At 43.8% G+C, this 20350-nt stretch carries 18 protein-coding genes and 1 pseudogene; 3 read left to right on the top strand and 16 right to left on the bottom strand.

The annotated features are described in order from the left end of the window. Positions 1–311 precede the first annotated feature (311 nt). The 11 genes and pseudogenes from glyS to GB993_RS03595 form a co-directional block, all read right to left on the bottom strand. On the bottom strand, positions 312–2402 hold the full coding sequence (gene glyS / locus GB993_RS03645) for a glycine--tRNA ligase subunit beta (protein WP_161003133.1): 2091 nt from the start codon (positions 2400–2402) through the stop codon (positions 312–314). Next, positions 2402–3388: a glycine--tRNA ligase subunit alpha gene (gene glyQ / locus GB993_RS03640; protein WP_161003132.1), complete on the bottom strand. Its 987-nt coding sequence runs from the start codon at positions 3386–3388 to the stop codon at positions 2402–2404. The genes glyS and glyQ overlap by 1 nt, the downstream gene beginning before the upstream one ends. A gap of 424 nt (positions 3389–3812) precedes the next feature. After that, positions 3813–4577: pseudogene (gene recO, locus GB993_RS03635) on the bottom strand (DNA repair protein RecO); the annotation flags it as partial. A gap of 211 nt (positions 4578–4788) precedes the next feature. Then, positions 4789–5730 (bottom strand): GTPase Era, encoded by a 942-nt coding sequence (gene era, locus GB993_RS03630; protein ID WP_161003130.1) that lies wholly within the window; start codon positions 5728–5730, stop codon positions 4789–4791. A gap of 51 nt (positions 5731–5781) precedes the next feature. Beyond that, complete coding sequence (locus GB993_RS03625; protein ID WP_161001243.1) at positions 5782–6180, bottom strand: diacylglycerol kinase family protein; 399 nt, start codon at positions 6178–6180, stop codon at positions 5782–5784. Beyond that, positions 6164–6646, bottom strand: coding sequence for an rRNA maturation RNase YbeY (gene ybeY, locus GB993_RS03620; RefSeq protein ID WP_017261949.1), 483 nt, complete (start codon positions 6644–6646; stop codon positions 6164–6166). Before ybeY ends, GB993_RS03625 begins: the two co-directional genes overlap by 17 nt. A gap of 63 nt (positions 6647–6709) precedes the next feature. Further along, positions 6710–7687, bottom strand: a complete 978-nt coding sequence (locus GB993_RS03615) for a PhoH family protein (protein WP_161001241.1) — start codon at positions 7685–7687, stop codon at positions 6710–6712. A 337-nt stretch (positions 7688–8024) separates the two neighbouring features. Next, entirely contained in the window at positions 8025–8468 is a 444-nt protein-coding gene (locus tag GB993_RS03610; RefSeq protein WP_161003129.1) for a GatB/YqeY domain-containing protein, read from the bottom strand. A gap of 97 nt (positions 8469–8565) precedes the next feature. After that, positions 8566–8754 carry a 30S ribosomal protein S21 gene (rpsU, locus tag GB993_RS03605; RefSeq protein WP_017261952.1) on the bottom strand — a complete coding sequence of 63 codons (189 nt, stop codon included), beginning with the start codon at positions 8752–8754 and terminating at the stop codon, positions 8566–8568. Between the two features lie 130 nt (positions 8755–8884). Then, complete coding sequence (locus tag GB993_RS03600; RefSeq protein WP_161003383.1) at positions 8885–9811, bottom strand: deoxyribonuclease IV; 927 nt, start codon at positions 9809–9811, stop codon at positions 8885–8887. Positions 9812–9844: 33 nt separating this feature from the next. Further along, positions 9845–10720 (bottom strand): YitT family protein, encoded by an 876-nt coding sequence (locus GB993_RS03595; protein ID WP_161003128.1) that lies wholly within the window; start codon positions 10718–10720, stop codon positions 9845–9847. A 145-nt stretch (positions 10721–10865) separates the two neighbouring features. On the opposite strand from GB993_RS03595, the gene GB993_RS03590 reads away from it, so the two are divergent. Then, positions 10866–11474 carry a hypothetical protein gene (locus GB993_RS03590; RefSeq protein WP_161003127.1) on the top strand — a complete coding sequence of 203 codons (609 nt, stop codon included), beginning with the start codon at positions 10866–10868 and terminating at the stop codon, positions 11472–11474. A 141-nt stretch (positions 11475–11615) separates the two neighbouring features. Here GB993_RS03590 and GB993_RS03585 read toward each other — a convergent pair whose 3' ends face one another. The 4 genes from GB993_RS03585 to hisS form a co-directional block, all read right to left on the bottom strand. Beyond that, entirely contained in the window at positions 11616–12974 is a 1359-nt protein-coding gene (locus GB993_RS03585; RefSeq protein WP_161003126.1) for an NAD(P)H-dependent oxidoreductase, read from the bottom strand. 35 nt (positions 12975–13009) lie between these two features. After that, complete coding sequence (locus GB993_RS03580) at positions 13010–13618, bottom strand: NADPH-dependent FMN reductase (protein ID WP_026017152.1); 609 nt, start codon at positions 13616–13618, stop codon at positions 13010–13012. 874 nt (positions 13619–14492) lie between these two features. Then, entirely contained in the window at positions 14493–16268 is a 1776-nt protein-coding gene (aspS, locus tag GB993_RS03575) for an aspartate--tRNA ligase (RefSeq protein ID WP_161001236.1), read from the bottom strand. A 53-nt stretch (positions 16269–16321) separates the two neighbouring features. After that, positions 16322–17614 carry a histidine--tRNA ligase gene (hisS, locus tag GB993_RS03570; RefSeq protein ID WP_161003125.1) on the bottom strand — a complete coding sequence of 431 codons (1293 nt, stop codon included), beginning with the start codon at positions 17612–17614 and terminating at the stop codon, positions 16322–16324. A 375-nt stretch (positions 17615–17989) separates the two neighbouring features. On the opposite strand from hisS, the gene GB993_RS03565 reads away from it, so the two are divergent. Both GB993_RS03565 and GB993_RS03560 read left to right on the top strand, forming a co-directional pair. Further along, positions 17990–18853 (top strand): N-acetylmuramoyl-L-alanine amidase family protein, encoded by an 864-nt coding sequence (locus GB993_RS03565; protein WP_161003124.1) that lies wholly within the window; start codon positions 17990–17992, stop codon positions 18851–18853. Between the two features lie 49 nt (positions 18854–18902). Further along, positions 18903–19751: a fructosamine kinase family protein gene (locus GB993_RS03560; RefSeq protein ID WP_161003123.1), complete on the top strand. Its 849-nt coding sequence runs from the start codon at positions 18903–18905 to the stop codon at positions 19749–19751. 140 nt (positions 19752–19891) lie between these two features. Here GB993_RS03560 and dtd read toward each other — a convergent pair whose 3' ends face one another. After that, positions 19892–20335: a D-aminoacyl-tRNA deacylase gene (gene dtd / locus GB993_RS03555; RefSeq protein ID WP_161003122.1), complete on the bottom strand. Its 444-nt coding sequence runs from the start codon at positions 20333–20335 to the stop codon at positions 19892–19894. Between the last annotated feature and the right edge of the window lie 15 nt (positions 20336–20350).

The raw sequence follows: 20350 nt of genomic DNA, 5'->3' as shown, positions 1-20350 counted from the left end.
CGACACGAAACTTTGTCTCTGCTCGCCTTCACTACCTACTCAAAGAGTCTTATAGCTAGTCAGTTGAGCGCTAACAGAAACTGCTATGTGAGCTGGAGGGCGTCAACATTGATACCGAGCCGTGAAAGTGATGTTAATTCGAATGGTTTTCTCGAATTTACATCACGGACGGTCGCCGAGACTCGAGGTCTCACGAGGCTTGGCGGCGAGGTGAAAGACTCCGGTTTTCAGGAGGCTCGAACCGGTCCCACGGCGAGCGTATCAATGTGGACAACCGGAAGCGTGGACATCCGCACTATGCATACAACCACTTATTTAACGATCAATTGCTTAAGATCACCAAGGTGAATGGTAAGTTTCGTAAGTTGAGCGAGTTGATTCAAACGGTTACGCCGAATGGCTTCGTTATCATCCATAACCATATTGGCTTCAAAGTACGCATCGATAACTGGTTGCAAATTAGCCAATGCTTGGTAGTTTTGCTCTGGCGTCCGGTCATCGAAATGAGCCTTAACATCATTAACACCGTCATACAGTTTTTGTTCTGCATCGTTTTCAAACAATTTAGGATCAACCGGTAGTGATGGTGCGTCCAACAGATCTTGTTTCGTTAATCGTGCAACCCGCGTTAAGGCTTCAATAGCATCCTTGAAATTGCTGTCATCCACGTGCGCCACTAATGCAGCCGCATCATCCAACATGTTCACAACATCTGTGGTGTCAGCGTTCGTGACAGCATCCACAATATCATGACGAACATGCTGGCCAGCAAACCATTGACGAACCCGGTCGTTCATGAATTCCTGAATCCGTTTGCGGCTAGACGCTAAGTTGGCCGTTAGCTCTGGATTGAATTCAACATGCTTATTGGACAACGCAATTTCAAAGTCTTGCCCCATCTTCAACAACGGTAAGTGCCATTTCCGATCACGCAGGATCCGTACAATACCAAACGCCTGACGCCGTAAAGCGTACGGGTCGTTAGAACCATTAGGAATCATGTCAGCTGCAAAGAACGCGGTGATACTATCATACTTGTCGGCGATTGCCAAAGCTGCGCCAACGTTAGATTGTGGCAAACTACCGTCAGCTGAAACAGGCATGTAATGTTCACGAATAGCTTGTGCAACTGCTGGTTTTTCGCCAAACAACAAGGCATACTTTTCGCCCATAACACCCTGTAACTCGGCAAATTCGCCCACCATACCAGTTACCAAATCAAACTTGTAAATTTCACTTGCTCGCTGTAGATCTGCTAACTCGGTTTCGCTAAGGCCAACACGTTGCCCAATCAAATTAGCAATAATGCCAGTCCGCTTCATGTGTTCAGTCATGGAACCAATCTTGTCGTGGAAACTAACCGACTTCAGCTTATTCACATAAAAGTCGATGTCATGCTTTTGATCTTCCTCATAGAAGAACATCGCATCTTCCAAACGGGCAGTTAGCACTTTTTCATTCCCAGCAATCACGTTGTCCAAGTGCTGATCATTCCCGTTACGTACCGAAACAAAGTTTGGCAACAACTTGCCATTCTCGTCACGCACGTAGAAGAAACGTTGATGATCCTTCATTGAAGTAATCAAAACCTCATCCGGGATTGTGAGGTATTTAGCATCAAAGTGACCAGCAAACGCCGTTGGCCATTCAACTAAGTTGTTAACTTCTTCCAGTAAGTCCTCATCAATATCAATCGTCCAGTTATGTTCCGTCGCAAGCGCTTGAATTTGTTGACGAATTTTAGCCTTACGTTTGGCGGCGTCTGCGATAACAAACTGACTTGTCAGGGCTTCTTCATAATCTGCCGGCCGTGCAATTTCCACCTCGTGCCCAAGGAAACGATGACCTTGACTAGTTCGACCTGTGCTGATGTCGAGAATACTGAACGGCAAAACCTCATCGTCCAGCAATGCTATCAACCAACGAATTGGGCGAATGTATTGAAACTTGTAGCTTCCCCACTTCATCATGGTTGGGAACGTCATCGCCATGATGACATCCTTCATGCCAGTCAAAACCTCACTCACGGGTTGTCCAGTTTCGTGCTTTTGCACATAAACGTACTGTTCACCCTTTAATTTTTTAAAGATAATGTCATCAACACTGGCACCTTGCCCACGAGCAAAACCTTGAGCCGCTTTTGTCCAGTTGCCGTCTTTATCCTGTGCAATCCGTTTAGCCGGGCCCTTAACTTCTTCTTCGACATCTGTTTGCTTATCAGCCAGACCAGAAATCAGTAACGCTAACCGCCGTGGTGTGGAAAATGGTTTGATGCTGTCAAACGTAATTCGTTGTTCGGCCAAATAGTTTTTTGTGCGTTCAACCAATTGATCAATACTTGGTGTCACCACGTGAGCAGGAATTTCCTCCAACCCAATTTCAAGTAAAAATTGATGTGCCATTATTTGGCCTCCTTTGCGTTCTTCTTAGCCGCCCGAGCAGCTTTCTTTTCTTCCTTTTTCTGCCAATCGGCAAGGACCGCCTCGCGCTCTTTGTCGTCTTTAATCAATGGAAAACCACGTTTGGCACGTGCATTGATAAAGGCTACGGCAACGCTGTGAGCCATCTTCCGAATGCGACTTAGATAGCCGGCCCGTTCAGTTACGGAAACTGCGCCGCGGGCATCTAGTAGATTGAAGGTGTGTGAACATTTCAAAATATAATCGTACGCTGGGTGAACAAGGCCCTTGCTCAGGTTAGCTTTCGCTTCACGTTCGAAATCATCAAACATGTGCAAAAGCATGTCTTGGTTGCTTTCTTCAAAGGAATACTTACTGTGCTCGTACTCTGGTTCTTTAAAAATGTCACCGTACAGTACGCCATCGCTCCACTCCAAATCGAACACGGAGTTGACATCTTGAATATACGAGGAAAGTCGTTCCAAACCATACGTTACTTCGGCGGCAACCGGATTCATTTCCTGACCACCGACGATTTGGAAATACGTAAATTGGGTGATTTCCATTCCATCGAGCCAAACTTCCCAACCAACACCGGCACAACCCATGGACGGGTTCTCCCAGTTATCTTCAACAAAGCGAATATCATGTTCAAGGGGATCAATACCAAGTTCACGCAAACTGTTCAAATATAGTTCCTGCATGTTCTCGGGAGCTGGTTTCATCAATACTTGAAATTGATGATGTTGGTACAGACGGTTAGGGTTTTCACCATACCGACCATCTGCTGGTCGGCGACTTGGTTCCACATAAGCGGCGTTCCATGGTTCTGGTCCAATCGCCCGCAAAAATGTGTAAGGGCTCATCGTACCAGCCCCTTTTTCAGTATCATAGGCTTGCATCAACATGCAGCCTTGCGCAGCCCAATATTGCTGCAGGGTCAAAATAATTTGTTGCACGGAAAGTTTTTCATCTTTTTTAATTTCCATGACGATCTCCCTTCAAAATAAAACGTCCCTCCATCAGCACAAAATGTGTCGATGTAGGGACGTGAATTAATTACGCGGTTCCACCCTACTTCCTGAATTAAATCAGGCAGCTTAGTTGGTGTTAACTCCCGAAATGCCAATCTATCGCAACCATGACTGAGCTTTCACTATCCTCAGTTCGCTGACCATGACCACGGTGACCCTTTTCGATCGCTGTTAACGTTTATTTACTTGTTCAACCTCATAATCATAGGCATTGTGCCAGAAATTGTCAATGCTGTTCAGAATCTGTATGTTGCTCTGGTTCATCAGAGCTCGTTAACATGTCGTCATTTACACCCTGACTCTCACTCGCACCAGACTTTTTGTCCTCATTCTTTAACGACGCCTGATGACGCTGTTTCAACTGCTGACCACGAGCTGCTAACTGATCTTCCCACGTCGCCATTTGGTCAATAAACCGTTTGGAACGCAAATGAATCCCAACGCTGTTCTCGTAAATTAAATCCAGTACTCGCCGCAATCCACGCTTCGTTCTTGGTGACACATTAATCGTGGTGATTTTGGCCAAATCGATAACAGAAAATTGGCGTAGATAAAAGATTGTCCGTGCATCCAAATGTAGACGATGACTATCTTGGTCAAAATGATTGGCACAAATTAGCCCACCAAACTTTTCAGAGTAGTCAAACGGCAAGTCTGTCCGACCACAAACAGCACATCGTTGTAATTCAGGCGCGACCCCGAAGGCCCGCAACAATTGAATTTCAATAATGTTGGTAATGATTTGTTCATCAAGTCCGTCATCAATAAGGGTCAATGCGTTCTTAGTCTTCATAAACCAATCCGGCACTATTTGACCATCCCGAAAGGCTGCATCAACCAGTCCCAAAATATATGTTGCATACGCATTTTTATTGATGTCAGCGCGAATCTGCTGTAATTGCGCAGTTTCTTTAGCCGCATTAATGAAACTAAGCCCTTGATCATTTACATTGCCGACATACGTCCCAACCGTAAAGGGCAAAAGAGCACTATGGAGACGCATGCCACGGCGTTTACCATTTTTAATAAAGAACATTTTCTTACCATACTCACCGGTAAAAATCTTAATCAATTGATCGCGTTCTCGATAATCGTTTGCATACATCACAATCCCTTGAAATTGTGTGTTCTGATAAGTTGCCACATTGCGCCTCCTAACTCATAAAATAGATATAGTTGTCGCCAATGTTAGTGGCACAACCGACGCGAAAGTAAAAGTGAAAAATAACCCAGAATGGACCGGTGACAAAGACTCGTTTGAGCAATAATGCAAAAACACCCTATTCCCGAATCTGGGAATGAGGTGCCTTGTTGTCATTAGCCTTTCGAATACAGCCTTACTACTCAAACATGCACTAATAGTCTTGTGATTTGTAACCGTATTCCCTTAGCGCGGAAGGTTTGTCCCGCCAGTGTTGAACCACCTTGACCCATAATTCCAAATAAACGCGATCGCCAAGCAGTGGTTCGATATCAGCCCGCGCACGTGAACCGATTTCTTTCAACATCTTGCCGCCTTTACCAATAATAATGCCCTTTTGTGAGGTTCGATCCACAATAATCGTTGCTGCAATATGAACCAGTTCATTAGGTTGACCATCGGCCCGTTTTCCCGGACGTGATTCACGTTTCATCGATTCAACTTCTACCGCCACAGAGTGAGGCACTTCATCACGAGTCAATTGCAGAACTTTCTCACGAACAAGTTCTGCTACAACAAATCGTTCTGGATGGTCCGTTATTTGGTCCTCAGGATAGTATTGCGGTCCTTCTGGTAAATCTTTGGACAGCTGACCCAAGAATTCATCCACGTTATTGCCTTGCAAAGCAGAAATTGGGTAGACTTCTTTCCATGAAAGGGCGTCCTTATACTGCTCTAAAACACTCAGCAATTTATCTGGGTGAATCTGATCGATTTTGTTAATCACTAAGTAAACAGGTTTATGGATATCCTTTAATCGGTCAATAATGTAATTATCGCCCGCACCACGTGTTTCTTGTGCATTAACCATGAACAAAACAGCGTCAACCTCGTTCAATGTCGATATGGCCGAATTGACCATAAATTCATCTAGCTTACTCGATGGTTTGAAAATGCCCGGCGTATCAATAAAGACAATCTGTTCACTATTCGTCGTGTATATGCCCTGTATCTTGTTTCGGGTGGTCTGAGCTACGTTACTCATAATCGCAACTTTTTGACCAATTACACGATTCAAAAAAGTGGATTTGCCGACATTTGGTCGTCCAACAATCGCCACAAAACCGGAATGGAATGCTTGTTGTTCTTGCGTCATTTAGTGCTCTCCTTAACCATGATGATCACTTTAGTATCGTCATCATGTTTTTTAATTCAAAATCAAACTCCAGATTCGCGGACCAAAAACGAGCAAGCCCGTGATCACTGCAAACAAGGCGGCAACCACCACCGCACCAGCAGCAACGTCCTTAACCTGTTTAGCTAACGGATCAAACTGACCATGCGTGATTAAATCACTCAGAGACTCAGCGATGGTGTTCGCAAATTCTGCCAGAATAACGGTGAAAATGGCCAATGTAATCCATAGCCAGTCCATTCGAGTGATCTGCAAAATCAAACCACACAATAACGCCGCCAATGCGAAAATAAGGTGATAACGCATATTAGGCTCATTATGGATAGTGCCAATAATACCATCCATGGCGTGATGAAACGCCTGAATAAAATGATGATTCTTCTCTGTTTGTTGCTTATCTGGTGAGGCCATAATCGTCCAAGATCTTTCGTTGTAAATCAAACATCACTTTTTCATCAGCTGGTTCCATGTGATCGTATCCGTTTAAATGCAGAAAGCCATGAACCGCTAAGAAACCTAATTCGCGATCATAAGAGTGCCCGAGGTATTCCGCCTGGTCCGCAACTTTGTCAACGGAGATCATAATGTCTCCAATATTCATCGGAATTTCCTGACGTAACTCATCGTCCATGACAATCTCATCTTCGTCGTCTGGATCCTCTTCAATGGCAAAACTGATCACGTCCGTTGCTTTATCAACACCACGATATTCGCGATTTAACTTCCGAATTCCTTCATTGTTCATGAATGTTAAGGACATTTCCGTATTCTCTGGTAATTTAATTGTCTTTCCGGCAAATTCAAGGATTTCACGAACCATCGTGACGCGTTCTTCAGGCACGCCCTGTTCCGTTTGATCAACTATCTCAAGATCCATGTTTATTCTTCACTCCGTTAATTTGATTATCTGAACGTATCTGTAGATTAACACATGATTAGTTTAGTCCTGTGTGGGTTGGTTTTCATAGGCGTTAATGATGCTGGCAACGACTGGATGACGAACCACATCATCCGCATTAAACGAAACAAAACCAATGTGGTTAATGTTTTGTAACAAATTCTGAGCGTCAACCAGTCCAGAATGTTTCCCCCGTGGTAGGTCAATTTGGGAAATGTCCCCGTTCACAATCATCTTTGAGCCAAACCCTAGACGAGTCAAGAACATCTTCATCTGCGCATTAGTCGTATTTTGAGCCTCATCCAAAATGACAAACGCTGCATCCAAAGTACGACCACGCATATAAGCAAGCGGCGCAATTTCAATTACTTCTCGGTCTAACAAACGTTGTGTATGTTCTGAACCGAGAATTTGATAAAGTGCGTCATAAATTGGGCGCAAATATGGATCAACTTTTTCCTTTAAATCGCCAGGCAAAAAGCCCAGGCTTTCACCGGCTTCAACAGCGGGCCGCGTTAGGATGATTTTTTCAACATCCCCCCGTTTCAGAGCGGCGACGGCCATTACCACTGCCAAGAAAGTTTTTCCCGTCCCAGCTGGGCCAATACCAAACGTAATGTCGTTATGGCTAATCGATTGAACGTACTGCCGTTGACCATAGTTTTTGACCCGAATTGCCCGTCCATGATCATCCTTAATCAAGGTTTGTTTGTACAAGTCCTGAAAATACTCCAATGTACCACGTTCTGCCATTTTCATGGCTGACACAACATCGGTACTGTTTAACGTAATGCCACTTTTAATTAACTGAACCAGGTTATCAATAATTTTAATTGTGCGATCCACGGACTGTTCTTCATCCCCGGATACAGTAATTGTATCGCCAAAGGCGTGAATATTAACATTCAGGCCTTCCTCCAGCAAGCGTAAATTGGCGTCATTAGCGCCAACTAGGCCGGCTTCCAAATCCGGTGTGGACAAACGGAACTGTCGTTCAAATGCAAACTGGTTTTCTGCCAAAGATGTTTCGCTCCTTTGCTGTTCCTTACTTTATTTTTGATTTATGTCTAAAGACTGGCTCACTACACTATATTATCAGCCGTAATCATCGTTTAATTGTTAAATCGCAGATGACCATATTGAAATCTTTAAATCATAATTAGATAACACTGTACAGTGTCTATTTTATCATAATCGACCATCAGCACAAACATTCTGTAATGCTTGAAACTAGTGTTATTACAACACGCTTTTTGGCCAAGCAACCAAAAAATCCTCATTCCCAAATATGAGAATAAGGATTCCATTAATTGTTCATTTCAATAAACTTTGTTCAATAACCTCGGCACAAACGAAATTAACTTAACAGGTTTTTAACTGCCTGGTTAACCAACTTACCGTCTGCCTTACCCTTAACTTTAGGCATCACAGCACCCATCAGCTTACCAAAGTCAGCCTTGCTTGTTGCACCAACTTGTTGCGCCGTTTCTTTAACAACATTGTTGATTTCATCTTCACTCATTTGAGCGGGCATGTATTTTTCAACAATCGCAATCTCTGCTTTGGTATCGTCTGCCAAGTCTTGACGATCTGCCTTTTCAAATTCAGTCAATGATTCCTTACGTTGCTTTAACCCACGAGAAACCACTGCAACCTCTTCGTCTGGCGTTAAATCGTGACCCAGTTCAATCTTTTCGTTCATAACACCCGTCTTCAATGAACGGATAACGTTTAATTCTAATTTGTTGCGCGCCTTCATGGCCGTCTTCAAATCTTCATTCAATTGAGATAACAAATCCATAATTCCTCATACCTCCAAATTATTCAGTCACTGAGTGTAGTATACCGCTTCTTGGACAGAAAAAAACGCCAGCCTAAGCTGACGTTCACTTTCACAATTAGAAACGACTCTTCTTGTTCTTACGCTTACGCGCAGCCTCTGACTTAAGCTTACGCTTAACACTTGGCTTTTCATAGAATTCCCGTTTGCGGTATTCTTGAAGGGTCCCGTTCTTCGAAACGGTCCGTTTGAAACGCCGGAGAGCATCATCTAAGGATTCGTTCTTGCGAACAACTGTCTTTGCCATTTGAAATCCCCTCCCTTCGAGCGTTTAGTAACGGTTTTGTACGTTCTGCACTTAACTGTCCTTAAAGAAGTATACAGAAACCTTTGACCTTCGTCAATTATTCGAGCCGATTTATTTCAGAAAAATGCGATTAATTTAAAAATTCATCGTAAGGACGGTCATGTGCGATGTCACTAACAAGATGATCATTAAACTTGCCAGCCTGTAATTCGGCAATTTCGTAGCCATATGGTGCCCGTTTATCCTTTGGCTTGTTCTCAGGATCTACAGCAACGTATGGCGTCTCCATAATTTTTGGCACGTTAACAAATCGTTCATCGTGGGCAATCTGATTCAACCGATCAAAACCAATCGTACCATATCCTAAGTTAGTATGGCGATCCTTGTGCGCCCCTTGAGGATTTTTCGAGTCATTTAAGTGAATAACTTTTAATCGATCTAAACCAATAATCTGATCAAAGTCGTTCATTACACCATCAAAATCACCTTTAATATCATAGCCCGCATCGCTGGTATGACAAGTGTCAAAGCAGACAGACAGCTTATCATTTAGCGTGACGCCATCAATCATCTCAGCAATTTGATCAAACGTAATGCCAACTTCGGTACCCTTGCCAGCCATGGTTTCAATGGCAATCTGCGCATGCTGATCAGGCGTCAGAATCTCATTTAAGCCTTTAATGATTGATTGAATGGCAGCTTGCGGACCTGCACCTACGTGAGCACCTGGATGCAAGACAATCTGTTCCGCTCCTAGTGCGTCCGCACGTTTGACCTCTTCCCTGAGAAAATCCACGGCAAACGCAAAGCTTTCTGGCTTAAACGTATTTCCAAGATTAACAATATAGGGAGCATGGACAACAATGTGATCCAAATCGTGTGCCGCCATAAACGTGTGGCCAGCTTCAATATTTAATTCTTCAATTGGCTTGCGACGCGTGTTTTGTGGTGCCCCTGTATAAATCATAAATGTATTGGCACCATATCCTGCTGCTTCTTCAGCAGAACCCAACAGCATTTTTTTACCGCTCATGCTTACGTGTGATCCGACTAACATCATTTTCTCCCTCCAAACTTGAACATCTAATTTTTACAGCCTTGGCTCATAAAAATTCCCCAGAATCCTGACAATATTACTCAGTGACACAAATGAATTGGGGTCTGATTCGTTGATGGCCTCCTGCAGCTCGCCGACTTCATAGCCAGAGATAACTGTAAATAAAATCGATTTCTTATTGTGTTTGTAGGCTCCCTCGGCGCCATGCACAATGGTAATGCCACGACGAATGTGATGTTGGACCGAATCCACGACCGTTTTGGGCCGGTCCGTAATAATCATCACCTGCATCCGCTGTTGACGGGTATACACCATATCCATAACACGCGCGTTCACGAAAATACCAATTGCTGAATAAAAAGCGTATGGCCAACCAAACACAAACCCGGCAGCAACAATGATGAAGGCATTAAAGGTCATGTTAATGGTCCCCATTTTACGACCTGTTGCCCGACGAATCACAATGCCTAAAATATCCAATCCACCGGTAGAGATTCCGTAACGCAAGGCTAAGCCGGTACCGAAGCCATTAACGGCACCACCAAAAATCGCACAAATAATCGGATCTGTTGTTAAGGTCACGGGGTGCAGCACCCGAATCATCACTGTTGACATCCCGACGGCAATGATTGTAAAAATCGTAAATCGATGACTAATCTTGATCCATGCCAAAATGAATAGTGGAATATTAAGCAAAAACAGTAGCTCGCCAATACCAAGGTTCACGCCAAGATATCGTGTCGATAACGTGTGAACCAGCTGGGCCGCTCCTGTAATTCCTGAAGAATAGATATGACCAGGATTCCAAAAGAAATTTAGGGCGATTGAGACACAGATCGAATAAATAAATGCCGTGCCAACCCGACCCGTATACTGGTGCCGTTCAATTAATTGCTGCAAATCATTCATAAAATAATGTCCTTTGTCTTAATGTGCCCCAATTATAACAAACCCATCACGCTGGCGCTTTTTTTATCGCCGCTTTTTTTAGCAGAAACCGTTTCCACAGGTGTTTGATGGTATACTTAAACGATTGACTAACCCGGAGGTATTCATGAATACGCAAGCAAATCAATTTTATAAAGAACCGTGGTTTGGGATTGTGCTAACCATTATTTTCTTTCCGGCCGGAATTTACGTGATGTTTCGTTTCGGTCCTTGGCAAAAACGAACTAAAACCATTCTGGCGATTGTCTTAAGCCTTGTTTGCATCGTTGTTTGGACGATTGCTGGCATGGCACCTGCATCTTCAAATCCCGGTGTGGGCGAAACTTGGTTAAGTACAAGCAAAGACAAATCGGCTATTAATGTTAGTACCAAACTTCACTTTAATGTGGATAACAAGGGTCGCGTACAGCTAAAAGGATCAACTAATTTGCCGGATCAAACAAAGCTACACGTCACTATTAGCCGCGGCGATACAATTGTCGGCGATGATGTAACGGTCAAATCCCAAGCGTGGTCAACAAATGCTTTGACTCATAATAATCAACCGCTTACCCCAGCTACCTACAAAGTTCATATCACCTCAAAAGGCTGGTCAACACAACCCAAAACCGTAAAAGTCGGCTCGCAAGGGCAACAATTACGTGGCCATGAAGTGACCAAAACTGACAAGCAACGTTCCGTTGACATCCTTAAAACAGTCAGTTATCAACCTTAATTAATATGTCTCGTCAAAAATACCGCTCATTCGCCTACACATCATCTTTGATCTGTAGCAACGAATGAACGGTATTTATTTGTGCTTAATAAAATTGTTTAGCGATGTGTAACGGATTGGAATAGCTTAAATGAAACCAAACTATTCGTCTTCTGAAGCGCCAGTGACATCATCAGGTTCGGAATCAGCCGCTGTTTCAGTCGATGCTGATGTTGGTTCAGCACTTGCTACTGACGTTGGTCCTTCCTCATCTTCGGATGCACCAGTGCTGGCATCAGTTTCAGGCGTTGCGGGGGCAGCTGCAGGAGCAACAGTTTGTTCGTCTGCTGACGAAGCCCCAGTCGACGCATCAGCCCCCTTTACAGAAGCGCCAGTCACAGCGTCTGGATCGTCAACTAACTTCTGACCGGTCTTAGCCAAGTACCATTTGATCATTGGCATTAGATCTTCAACGTATTCATTAATACCCAAGTATTTATTCTCGCTGTCACGCATTGCGCGATAGGAATGCAAAATGTACTTGTCTGGACCATTACCCGGCACAGGCATCTTCACCTCATCCGTTTGACCAGTCCGTAACATGTGGATAACTTCCTTAACATGTTTAACGGCACGAGCCGGGTGAACCATTGACATTGGGTCGCCTGCCTGGGCCGGTGTCCGCGGTGCCAACATTTTATCGGCAGGCAGCATGTGGTTGTAGTAAATGAACTGATTGTTACTGTCTGCATACGTCAATTCAATTGGCATTGAGTTTAAGAACGCGTTCAGCTGATCAACTGTTAAAAGACCGCGGTCGAGTTTAACGTACGTATCACCGTCAACGGCATTGACCTTTTTAGCAGCCTGTTCGACCCAGTCATCAGCACCCATATCAACGCCTTCGATAGTCGTGTCAATCTTGCTTGAAGCAGTCAAGTCTTCATCCTCAGCACTAGTTGGTTGTGGTTCATTTAACATATTAATCACCCTTACAAACTTAACAAACTTATCTAATGTACTGCCAAGAAACTTAACGGTGTTGGCATCTTTCAAGTTGTCGTTTTCATCAAAGGCCTGTTTAACATCTGCCAGCAGAAATTCATTACCGGGCATAACAATAGCGTTAACACCAGGTGATTCCAAAATCTGGCGAAGCATCAACTGGGCCCGCGAAGAACCTTGGTCATAGTATGAAGCACCAACAATCATCACAGGTTTGTCTGAAAATGGGTGAACATTGAATGATAACCATTCAATAACACTCTTCAAACTAGCCGTAAGTGTGTGATTATGCTCTGGTGTCGCAATAATAACCCCGTCCGCCTGACTAATTTTTCGGGTTAGGTAGGCAATTGGTTCACTGTCCGTTTGATCATCACTTTGATTAAACATTGGCACATCATTAATATCTAAAATTTCTAAATCAACCGTGTCACTGAAGTGGTTTGCGATAAACTTCAGCAACATCCGGTTATAAGAATGGTCCGCTACCGAACCGGCAATTCCTACAAGTTTCATTATTTGTCGTCTCCTAATCACTCGCTTGAGTCACGTTACTGTTTGTCCCAAGAATAGTCGCTTGCTTCTTGGCGATTGATGCTTGTTGCGTGGTTAAGCTGTTTGGCCAAACCAACAAATGTTTGGAAATCGGCAAACAACCCATCAAGTTTGCTCAACTTTTCTTGGTCTAACAAATTTCCATCGTCATCGAACGCTTGCAAGGAATGATCCAACAAGAATTCTGAACTTGGCATAATGCGTGCCCGCAATTCCGGTGAGTCCAAAATGATGCGCAAGTGTCCTTGAGCCCGTGAAGAACCAAGTGACCCATACGAGGACCCGGTAATCATCACCGGTTTGTCTACAAACGGATGAATTCCGTAAGATAACCATTCAAGTGCATTCATTAAAGCTGCTGGAACAGAATGATCGTATTCAGGTGTACTGATAATGACACCATCTGACTGATCAATCTTATCAGCGATGGCTAAGGCTGCATCAGGCACTTTCATGTTGTCTGGTTTATTAAAGACGGGTAAGCCTTTAATTTCTACCACTTCAATGTCGGCCTGATCAGCATAGTGTCGCTTCATAAATTGGAGCAATTCACGGTTTGTTGATTTATCCGAATTGGTTCCAACTAAAGCAATATATTTATTCATGTTGAAGATCCCTTCTATTTCGGTAAACTTAATGGTCATTGTGCAATATCGTTCATGACGACTGCCACCACTATTGTAAATAATTTCACACAATCAAGCAACATAATCCGGTGTTAATAAATCCGCGAATTTTGTTGATATGCCTGTAATTCGCTGAATACGTTGATGTTTAAATAATTAAATTTAAAACAACTGCCGTTCCGCCAGTGAGAGACGCCGTTTCATGAGGACCGGATTCAACCCGCTCAACCCGCGGTTTTCATCCTCGATTCTGAGCTGAAGTTCGCATCTCAGAAGTCGTCCCACAACACTACATGGCCAAAATTCAGGCCATAAGTGTTGTCGACACGAAACTATGTCTCTCACTAGCTCCACTTCTTTCGAAATGAAAATCACGCAGCTGTAGCCTACTGAAACAAGATTTAGCATTGTGAAACCAAATGCTTATTAATCAAAATAATGAAATTCAGTTGTCTTTAATCTTTTGTCATGTGTGGTACTGGATATAAAAAAACTTAGTGAAAGCAGTAAATTGCCATCACTAAGTTTTCTTGAAATATGAACAAAATGTCGAAATACAAACAGCTTTATGCTGCCCGTCGTAGTCAAATATTGAGCAACCTACTATTGCCAGTTGCGATAAATCAAACTAGCTGAAGGGCGTCAACAGTGATACCGAGCCGTGAAAGTGTTGTTAATTCGAATGGTTCTGTCGAATTTACAACACGGACGGTCGCGCAGACTCGGGGTCCCACGGGGCTGTGCGACGAGGTGAGAAACTCCGGTTTTCAGGAGGTTTGAACCGGTCCCACGGTGAGCGTGTCACTGTTGACAACCGTAAGCGACATCAAATATCTGGCAGTCACAAAATTGTTTACTCTTTGTCCTTCTTTGTAACATTCAGGTACAATTCTTCCAATTGTTTGTCAGCAACTGGACTTGGGGCTTCGGTCATTGGTTCGGTTGCCTTCGAGTTCTTCGGGAAGGCAATCACTTCACGAATGTTGTCTGAACCTGCCAAAAGTCGTGCAAACCGGTCAAGACCGATAGCCAGACCACCATGCGGTGGAAAACCGTAATCCAACGCGGTTAGTAAGAAGCCAAACTGAGCGTTGGCACGTTCAGGCGTAAATCCTAGTGCCTTCAACATCTTTTCTTGTAATTCACGTGTGTGGATACGGATTGAACCGCCACCAAGTTCCAAACCATTCAAAATGATATCGTAACTTTGAGCATGAGCTTCATATGGGTTCTCACCTTCATTTAAGAAGTGCTCGTCACCTTCGTTTGGCATGGTGAATGGGTGATGCGCTGGTACCCAACGTTGATCCCCTTCGTCATATTCAAATAACGGCCAGTCGATGATCCAAAGGAAAGCGAACTTTTTAGGATCGATCATGTCTAATTCTTTAGCAATCGTTACTCGCAAATATGACAAACTATCAGCGACGACCTTGCTACGATCAGCGACAAACAGCAATAAGTCACCTTCGTGAGCGTCCATCGCAGTCGTGATTTCACTGTACTGGTCATTAACAAACTTTGCCACCGGACCACTAAATTCATCAGCGCCAACCTTGGCCCAAGCCAAACCTTTGGCACCAAAACGTTTGATGTAATCAGTAAAGGCATCAATTTGCTTACGTGAATAATGATCTGCACCACCAGGTACCGCAATCCCCTTAACCTGACCGCCATTTTCAACAGCACCACTGAAGACCTTGAAAGAACTGTCCTTCACGATGTCAGAAATGTCCTTTAACTCCATACCAAACCGTAAATCAGGCTGATCCGTGCCAAACCGGTCCATGGATTCTTGCCAAGTAATCCGATCAAATGGCAACTTAACGTCTAAATTCAACGTATTCTTCATAACGCGGGCAATTAAGCCTTCAGTCATATCCATGATGTCATGCTGGCTCATGAAACTTGTTTCCATATCAATCTGAGTAAATTCAGGTTGACGGTCACCACGTAAATCTTCATCCCGGAAACAACGAGCCAATTGATAATAACGATCAAAACCGGCACCCATCAACAACTGTTTGAACAACTGTGGTGACTGTGGCAATGCGTAAAAGTGGCCAGGGTAAATCCGGCTTGGCACAAGATAGTCACGTGCACCTTCTGGCGTTGACTTTGTTAAATCAGGTGTTTCAATGTCAATGAAGCCATTTTCATCAAAGTAACTGTGAACTGCTTGCGTGATCTTACTTCGCAAAATTAAACCACGTTGCATTTCTGGCCGACGCAAATCTAGGTAACGATACTTCAGCTTTAAATCTTCGGAAGCTTCAACACCATCCGCAATATCAAATGGAGGCACCTTAGATTTATTCAAGATAGTTGCATCGCTAACTTCGATTTCAACTTTCCCAGTCTTCATGTCTGGGTTAACTTCTTTGGCACTGCGAGCCTTAACAACCCCGCTGACCTTAATGACATATTCACTACGCATCTGTTCCGCTAAATTCAAAGCGGATTCGCTGTTTGCGGCACTGAATACTAACTGAACTAGTCCTTCACGGTCACGTAAGTCGATAAAAATCAGCTTACCTAAATCACGTCGTTTTTGAACCCAGCCAAACAGGGTAACCTGCTGGCCTTCATAACTTTCGTCAATTAAACCTGCGTATTGTGTTCGTTCCATATTCTCTCGCTCTCCTTCTGATTGCTCGACTTCTCTCGAGCTTCGGCACCACTCTATTCTTCCGAATACTTATCGTACACGCTGGCGAAGTCTTGATAAATGGCATCCATTGGTAATGTTGTTTCTTCACCTGTTCGCATGCTCTTGAAATGAACCGTTTGGCTTTCCAATTCCTGGGCACCAACCGTAATGGTGAATTCTGCTTGACGGCGATCGGCGGTTTTAAACTGCGCCTTTGGCTTGCGATTCAAGTAATCACGATCCGCGCTGAATCCTGCCTGCCGAATTGCTTGAACCAGCTTTAACGTTTCAACATTAGTTTCTTCACCAATGCCAACAACGTAAGCATTTAGCGGATTGCTGATTGGCGCCGTAACGTCTAAATTGTCCAATAAGAGCAACAACCGTTCCATCCCGATGCCGAAACCAAATCCGGGTGTTTCCGGTCCGCCGAGTTCCTCGACTAACCCGTTATAACGACCACCACCACAAATGGTCATCCAACCATGACCGAGCGCAGGCGAATTCGTTTCAATTTCAAAGATGGTGTGGTTGTAATAATCAAGTCCGCGAACCATCGTTGGGTCAATTTCAAACGGAATTTTTAATGCTTCAAGCATTTCCTTAACTGTATCCAAATGCTTTTGTGCATCCGGTGTCATGAAATCGAGAATCGACGGTGCATTAGCAACGATTTCCTGATCCTTTTTATCTTTACTATCAAGCACCCGCAACGGATTCTTGTGCAAACGCGACTGAGAATCTTCACTGAGGTCGTTGAAATGGGGCTCAAGGTAATCAACTAATGCCTGATGGTACGCTTCGCGGGTTTCTTTATCGCCCAAGGAGTTCACGGCCAGTTTTAGATTCGTCAAACCAAGATGATTAAAGAAATCCATTGCCATTGCCATGATTTCAACATCAACTGCTGGTGAATCGCTACCAAATGATTCAACCCCAATTTGATGGAACTCACGGCTACGGCCCGTTTGGGGACGTTCATAACGGAACATTGGCCCCATGTAGAAAACTTTGTATGGCTTTTCTTGCTCGGGTGCGTAAAGTTTATTTTCAACGTAGGCCCGAACGACGCCGGCCGTTCCCTCTGGCCGCAACGCAATGTGACGATCACCCTTATCATGGAAATCATACATTTCCTTTGTGACAACGTCACTGGTATCGCCAGCTGATCGTGAAAATACCTCAAAGTTTTCAAACATTGGCGTGCGAATTTCATGAAATTGATAATCGTTAAATAATAGTCGTGCTGTATCTTCTACATAACTCCATTTTTCCGACATTCCCGGTAAAATATCGGCCGTGCCTTTTGGTCGTTGATATTTCATGTGTTTGCCTCCAGTGCAATTTAATATAAACCATTTATCAGAGCATAAAAAAACGCCCCTGAATGTTCATCATCAAGGGCGCTTTACGCACGGTACCACCTTTATAAGTTCTCATGGTAACGTCTGCTGCGACGGGATTTTCATCCACCTAAAAAGTGTCTTCGCAACATTGACCGGACAAGTTTCCACCAACCACTTGCTCTCTGAGTGGGTCGCCACTGCTAGTAATCTTTCATTAACGGTTTTAATATTATTTCTACGTGTTTAAAACTTAGTTTAGTTTTGCCCTCCTGTCAAGTCGAATCACGTTTTTTCCCGCCTTTCTGGCGTGAGTTTGCTATAATTGATGTACTTTATTGTACAAGGATTGAGATAATGAAATTTTTGAAACAACGATGGTTCCAATTACTGCTAACAATTGCCGTAACAGTCACGCTCGGTGTCTTACTCGTATTGCTGACGCGTGAAGAAACGGTGACGGTGAGCATTAATCAATTGAATGTGCGCTCTGGACCAAACGTCAATTATAAAACGGTTCATAAGGCCAAACTAAACTCGCGGTTGGTTAAGATTGGCGAAAAGAATCTGTGGTACCACGTTCGCTACGATGACCGTCATACAGGTTGGGTGGCAAGTTGGCTCGTTAACCGCAGAACGAATTTGAAAGAGGCCACTAACCTGTCTGAAGCTACCATCGTGATTGATCCTGGCCACGGGGGTAACGATTCTGGCGCACTTCATACATTAGATGCGACGTCGTCAAAGTATATGGAAAAAACGTACACGCTAAAGGTCGCTCAAGAAGTGGCAGCTGATTTACGCCGTCACGGCGCTCACGTCATTATGACGCGTGACAGCGATAAGTATGTCGGGTTGGCGCCACGGCCGGCCATTGCTAACGAGGTAAAAGCTGACGCCTTCATCAGCATTCACTTCGATTCATCACCAGAAGAAAACCAATCATCAGGATTAACAACCTATTATTATCACAAAAACATTTCAATGAAACTGGCGAAGGCGTTGAATAGCCAGATGAATCATTACCCAATGTCAAATAAGGGCATTGAATTCGGCAACTTTGAAGTAATTCGTGACAATCAACGACCAGCCGTTTTGCTAGAAATGGGTTACATCAATGACCGTGACGACTTTAAGACCATTTCCGGTGTCACGTATCCTTATCGGGTTGCCCACTCTATTACCAAGGGTCTTACCGATTATTTCAGCGATGCTAATTAATCTTTTTGAATGAATGACACATTTCACTATTTAAGAAAGGATGAGTACGATGAGAAAAAAGACATGGTTTGAGCAACTACCAGTTCATCAGATCAATCAGGTGACCGCCGTTCACGGTGGTGATGTGAACGAGGCCTATCGTCTTGACACGAGTGATGGCATTCAATTTTTGAAGGTTCAGCCTAACCATCCCCAAGCCTTTTTCCAGCATGAAATTGATGGGTTGACTCTATTAGGGCAAGCTGCGACTGTCCCACAAGTATTGGCGACTGGAGAAATCGACGGCGACGCTTTTCTTCTGCTTAGTTGGATCAACGAAGGTTCGGCAGGCAATCAACGAGCGGTTGGCGAAGCATTGGCCAAAGTTCACCAGCTAGTGAGCCCTAATCAGCAATATGGTTTTGATCATGATTTTCTCATCGGCAAAATTCCTAAGCATAATCAATGGCAAGCAGACTGGGGCACCTTTTTCACGACACAACGTTTGGACGCTGTCGTAGATTTAGCCAAGGTCAATCATTATTGGAATCCAAGTCGGGAAGCCCATTATCAAAAAGCACGCCAAGTCTTTCTAGACTTATATGCTGACTATCAACCATTACCGTCTTTATTACACGGAGATTTTTGGTCAGGCAACTTCATGTTTGACGACAACGGTGGTGCCGTCTTAATTGATCCAGATGTTTACTACGGTGACCGCGAATTTGATATTGGTGTCACTACTGTCTTTGGCGGGTTCAACGAAGATTTCTACAATGGCTATCAAAGTGTCTTTCCCTTTGCTAAGGGGTTTGATCAACGGTTGCCATTCTACCGTCTTTACTATCTTTTAGTGCATCTAAACTTATTTGGCCTCACCTATGCAGGTGCGGTCGATCAGATACTCGATAATTATTAATCACCGTAAAATAAATAAATTTATATAAAATCAATTTAGCCGTGAGCAGAAATGTCATCACGGTTTTTATTTGCCCTGAAGTACTCAGGTTGAACTAAAAAGGCGATTAGCGCAATAAATCCGCTAATCGTCTCAAACTATTATTGATGATTTCTTTCATACAGCAAGGTTACGGGGCCGTCGTTGACCAAACTCACCTGCATATCAGCACCAAATTTACCCGTTTCAACCGGTACTTGCACCGCAAGCTGTTCGTTAAAGTACTGCCATAATGGCTCTGCCATAGACGGTTGACCAGCATTAGAGAATCCTGGTCGATTACCCTTTGCTAAATCAGCGTACAACGTGAACTGAGAAACGGACAAAATCTGCCCGGCAACATCCTGAATGTTTAAATTCATCTTGTCATTCTCGTCACTGAAAATACGGCAATTTAAAATTTTGTGAGCAAGGTAATCCGCTTCAGCCTGTGTATCCGTTGGTGCAATGCCAACCAGTAGTAGCAATCCACGCTTTATTTGCCCAACAGTCACCTGATTAATATCTACCCTAGCCTGACTTACTCGTTGAAATAGTACGCGCATAATCCATATCCTCCA

The sequence above is a fragment of the Furfurilactobacillus milii genome (genome assembly GCF_009864005.1).
Taxonomy (GTDB): domain Bacteria; phylum Bacillota; class Bacilli; order Lactobacillales; family Lactobacillaceae; genus Furfurilactobacillus; species Furfurilactobacillus rossiae_B.
The sequence above is the reverse complement of the archived record's forward strand: the minus strand, read 5'-3'. Positions and strand labels throughout refer to the sequence as shown.

Coding starts and splice junctions, on each gene's coding strand:
- GB993_RS03625 (WP_161001243.1), bottom strand. CDS start 6,180: ATGGCCTCACCAGATAAGCAACAAACAGAGAAGAATCATCATTTTATT.
- glyS (WP_161003133.1), bottom strand. CDS start 2,402: ATGGCACATCAATTTTTACTTGAAATTGGGTTGGAGGAAATTCCTGCT.
- aspS (WP_161001236.1), bottom strand. CDS start 16,268: ATGGAACGAACACAATACGCAGGTTTAATTGACGAAAGTTATGAAGGC.
- GB993_RS03600 (WP_161003383.1), bottom strand. CDS start 9,811: ATGTTAGTCGGATCACACGTAAGCATGAGCGGTAAAAAAATGCTGTTG.
- GB993_RS03610 (WP_161003129.1), bottom strand. CDS start 8,468: ATGGATTTGTTATCTCAATTGAATGAAGATTTGAAGACGGCCATGAAG.
- GB993_RS03585 (WP_161003126.1), bottom strand. CDS start 12,974: ATGAAACTTGTAGGAATTGCCGGTTCGGTAGCGGACCATTCTTATAAC.
- GB993_RS03565 (WP_161003124.1), top strand. CDS start 17,990: ATGAAATTTTTGAAACAACGATGGTTCCAATTACTGCTAACAATTGCC.
- GB993_RS03580 (WP_026017152.1), bottom strand. CDS start 13,618: ATGAATAAATATATTGCTTTAGTTGGAACCAATTCGGATAAATCAACA.
- hisS (WP_161003125.1), bottom strand. CDS start 17,614: ATGAAATATCAACGACCAAAAGGCACGGCCGATATTTTACCGGGAATG.
- rpsU (WP_017261952.1), bottom strand. CDS start 8,754: ATGGCAAAGACAGTTGTTCGCAAGAACGAATCCTTAGATGATGCTCTC.
- GB993_RS03590 (WP_161003127.1), top strand. CDS start 10,866: ATGAATACGCAAGCAAATCAATTTTATAAAGAACCGTGGTTTGGGATT.
- GB993_RS03595 (WP_161003128.1), bottom strand. CDS start 10,720: ATGAATGATTTGCAGCAATTAATTGAACGGCACCAGTATACGGGTCGG.
- GB993_RS03560 (WP_161003123.1), top strand. CDS start 18,903: ATGAGAAAAAAGACATGGTTTGAGCAACTACCAGTTCATCAGATCAAT.
- glyQ (WP_161003132.1), bottom strand. CDS start 3,388: ATGGAAATTAAAAAAGATGAAAAACTTTCCGTGCAACAAATTATTTTG.
- era (WP_161003130.1), bottom strand. CDS start 5,730: ATGACGCAAGAACAACAAGCATTCCATTCCGGTTTTGTGGCGATTGTT.
- ybeY (WP_017261949.1), bottom strand. CDS start 6,646: ATGGATCTTGAGATAGTTGATCAAACGGAACAGGGCGTGCCTGAAGAA.
- dtd (WP_161003122.1), bottom strand. CDS start 20,335: ATGCGCGTACTATTTCAACGAGTAAGTCAGGCTAGGGTAGATATTAAT.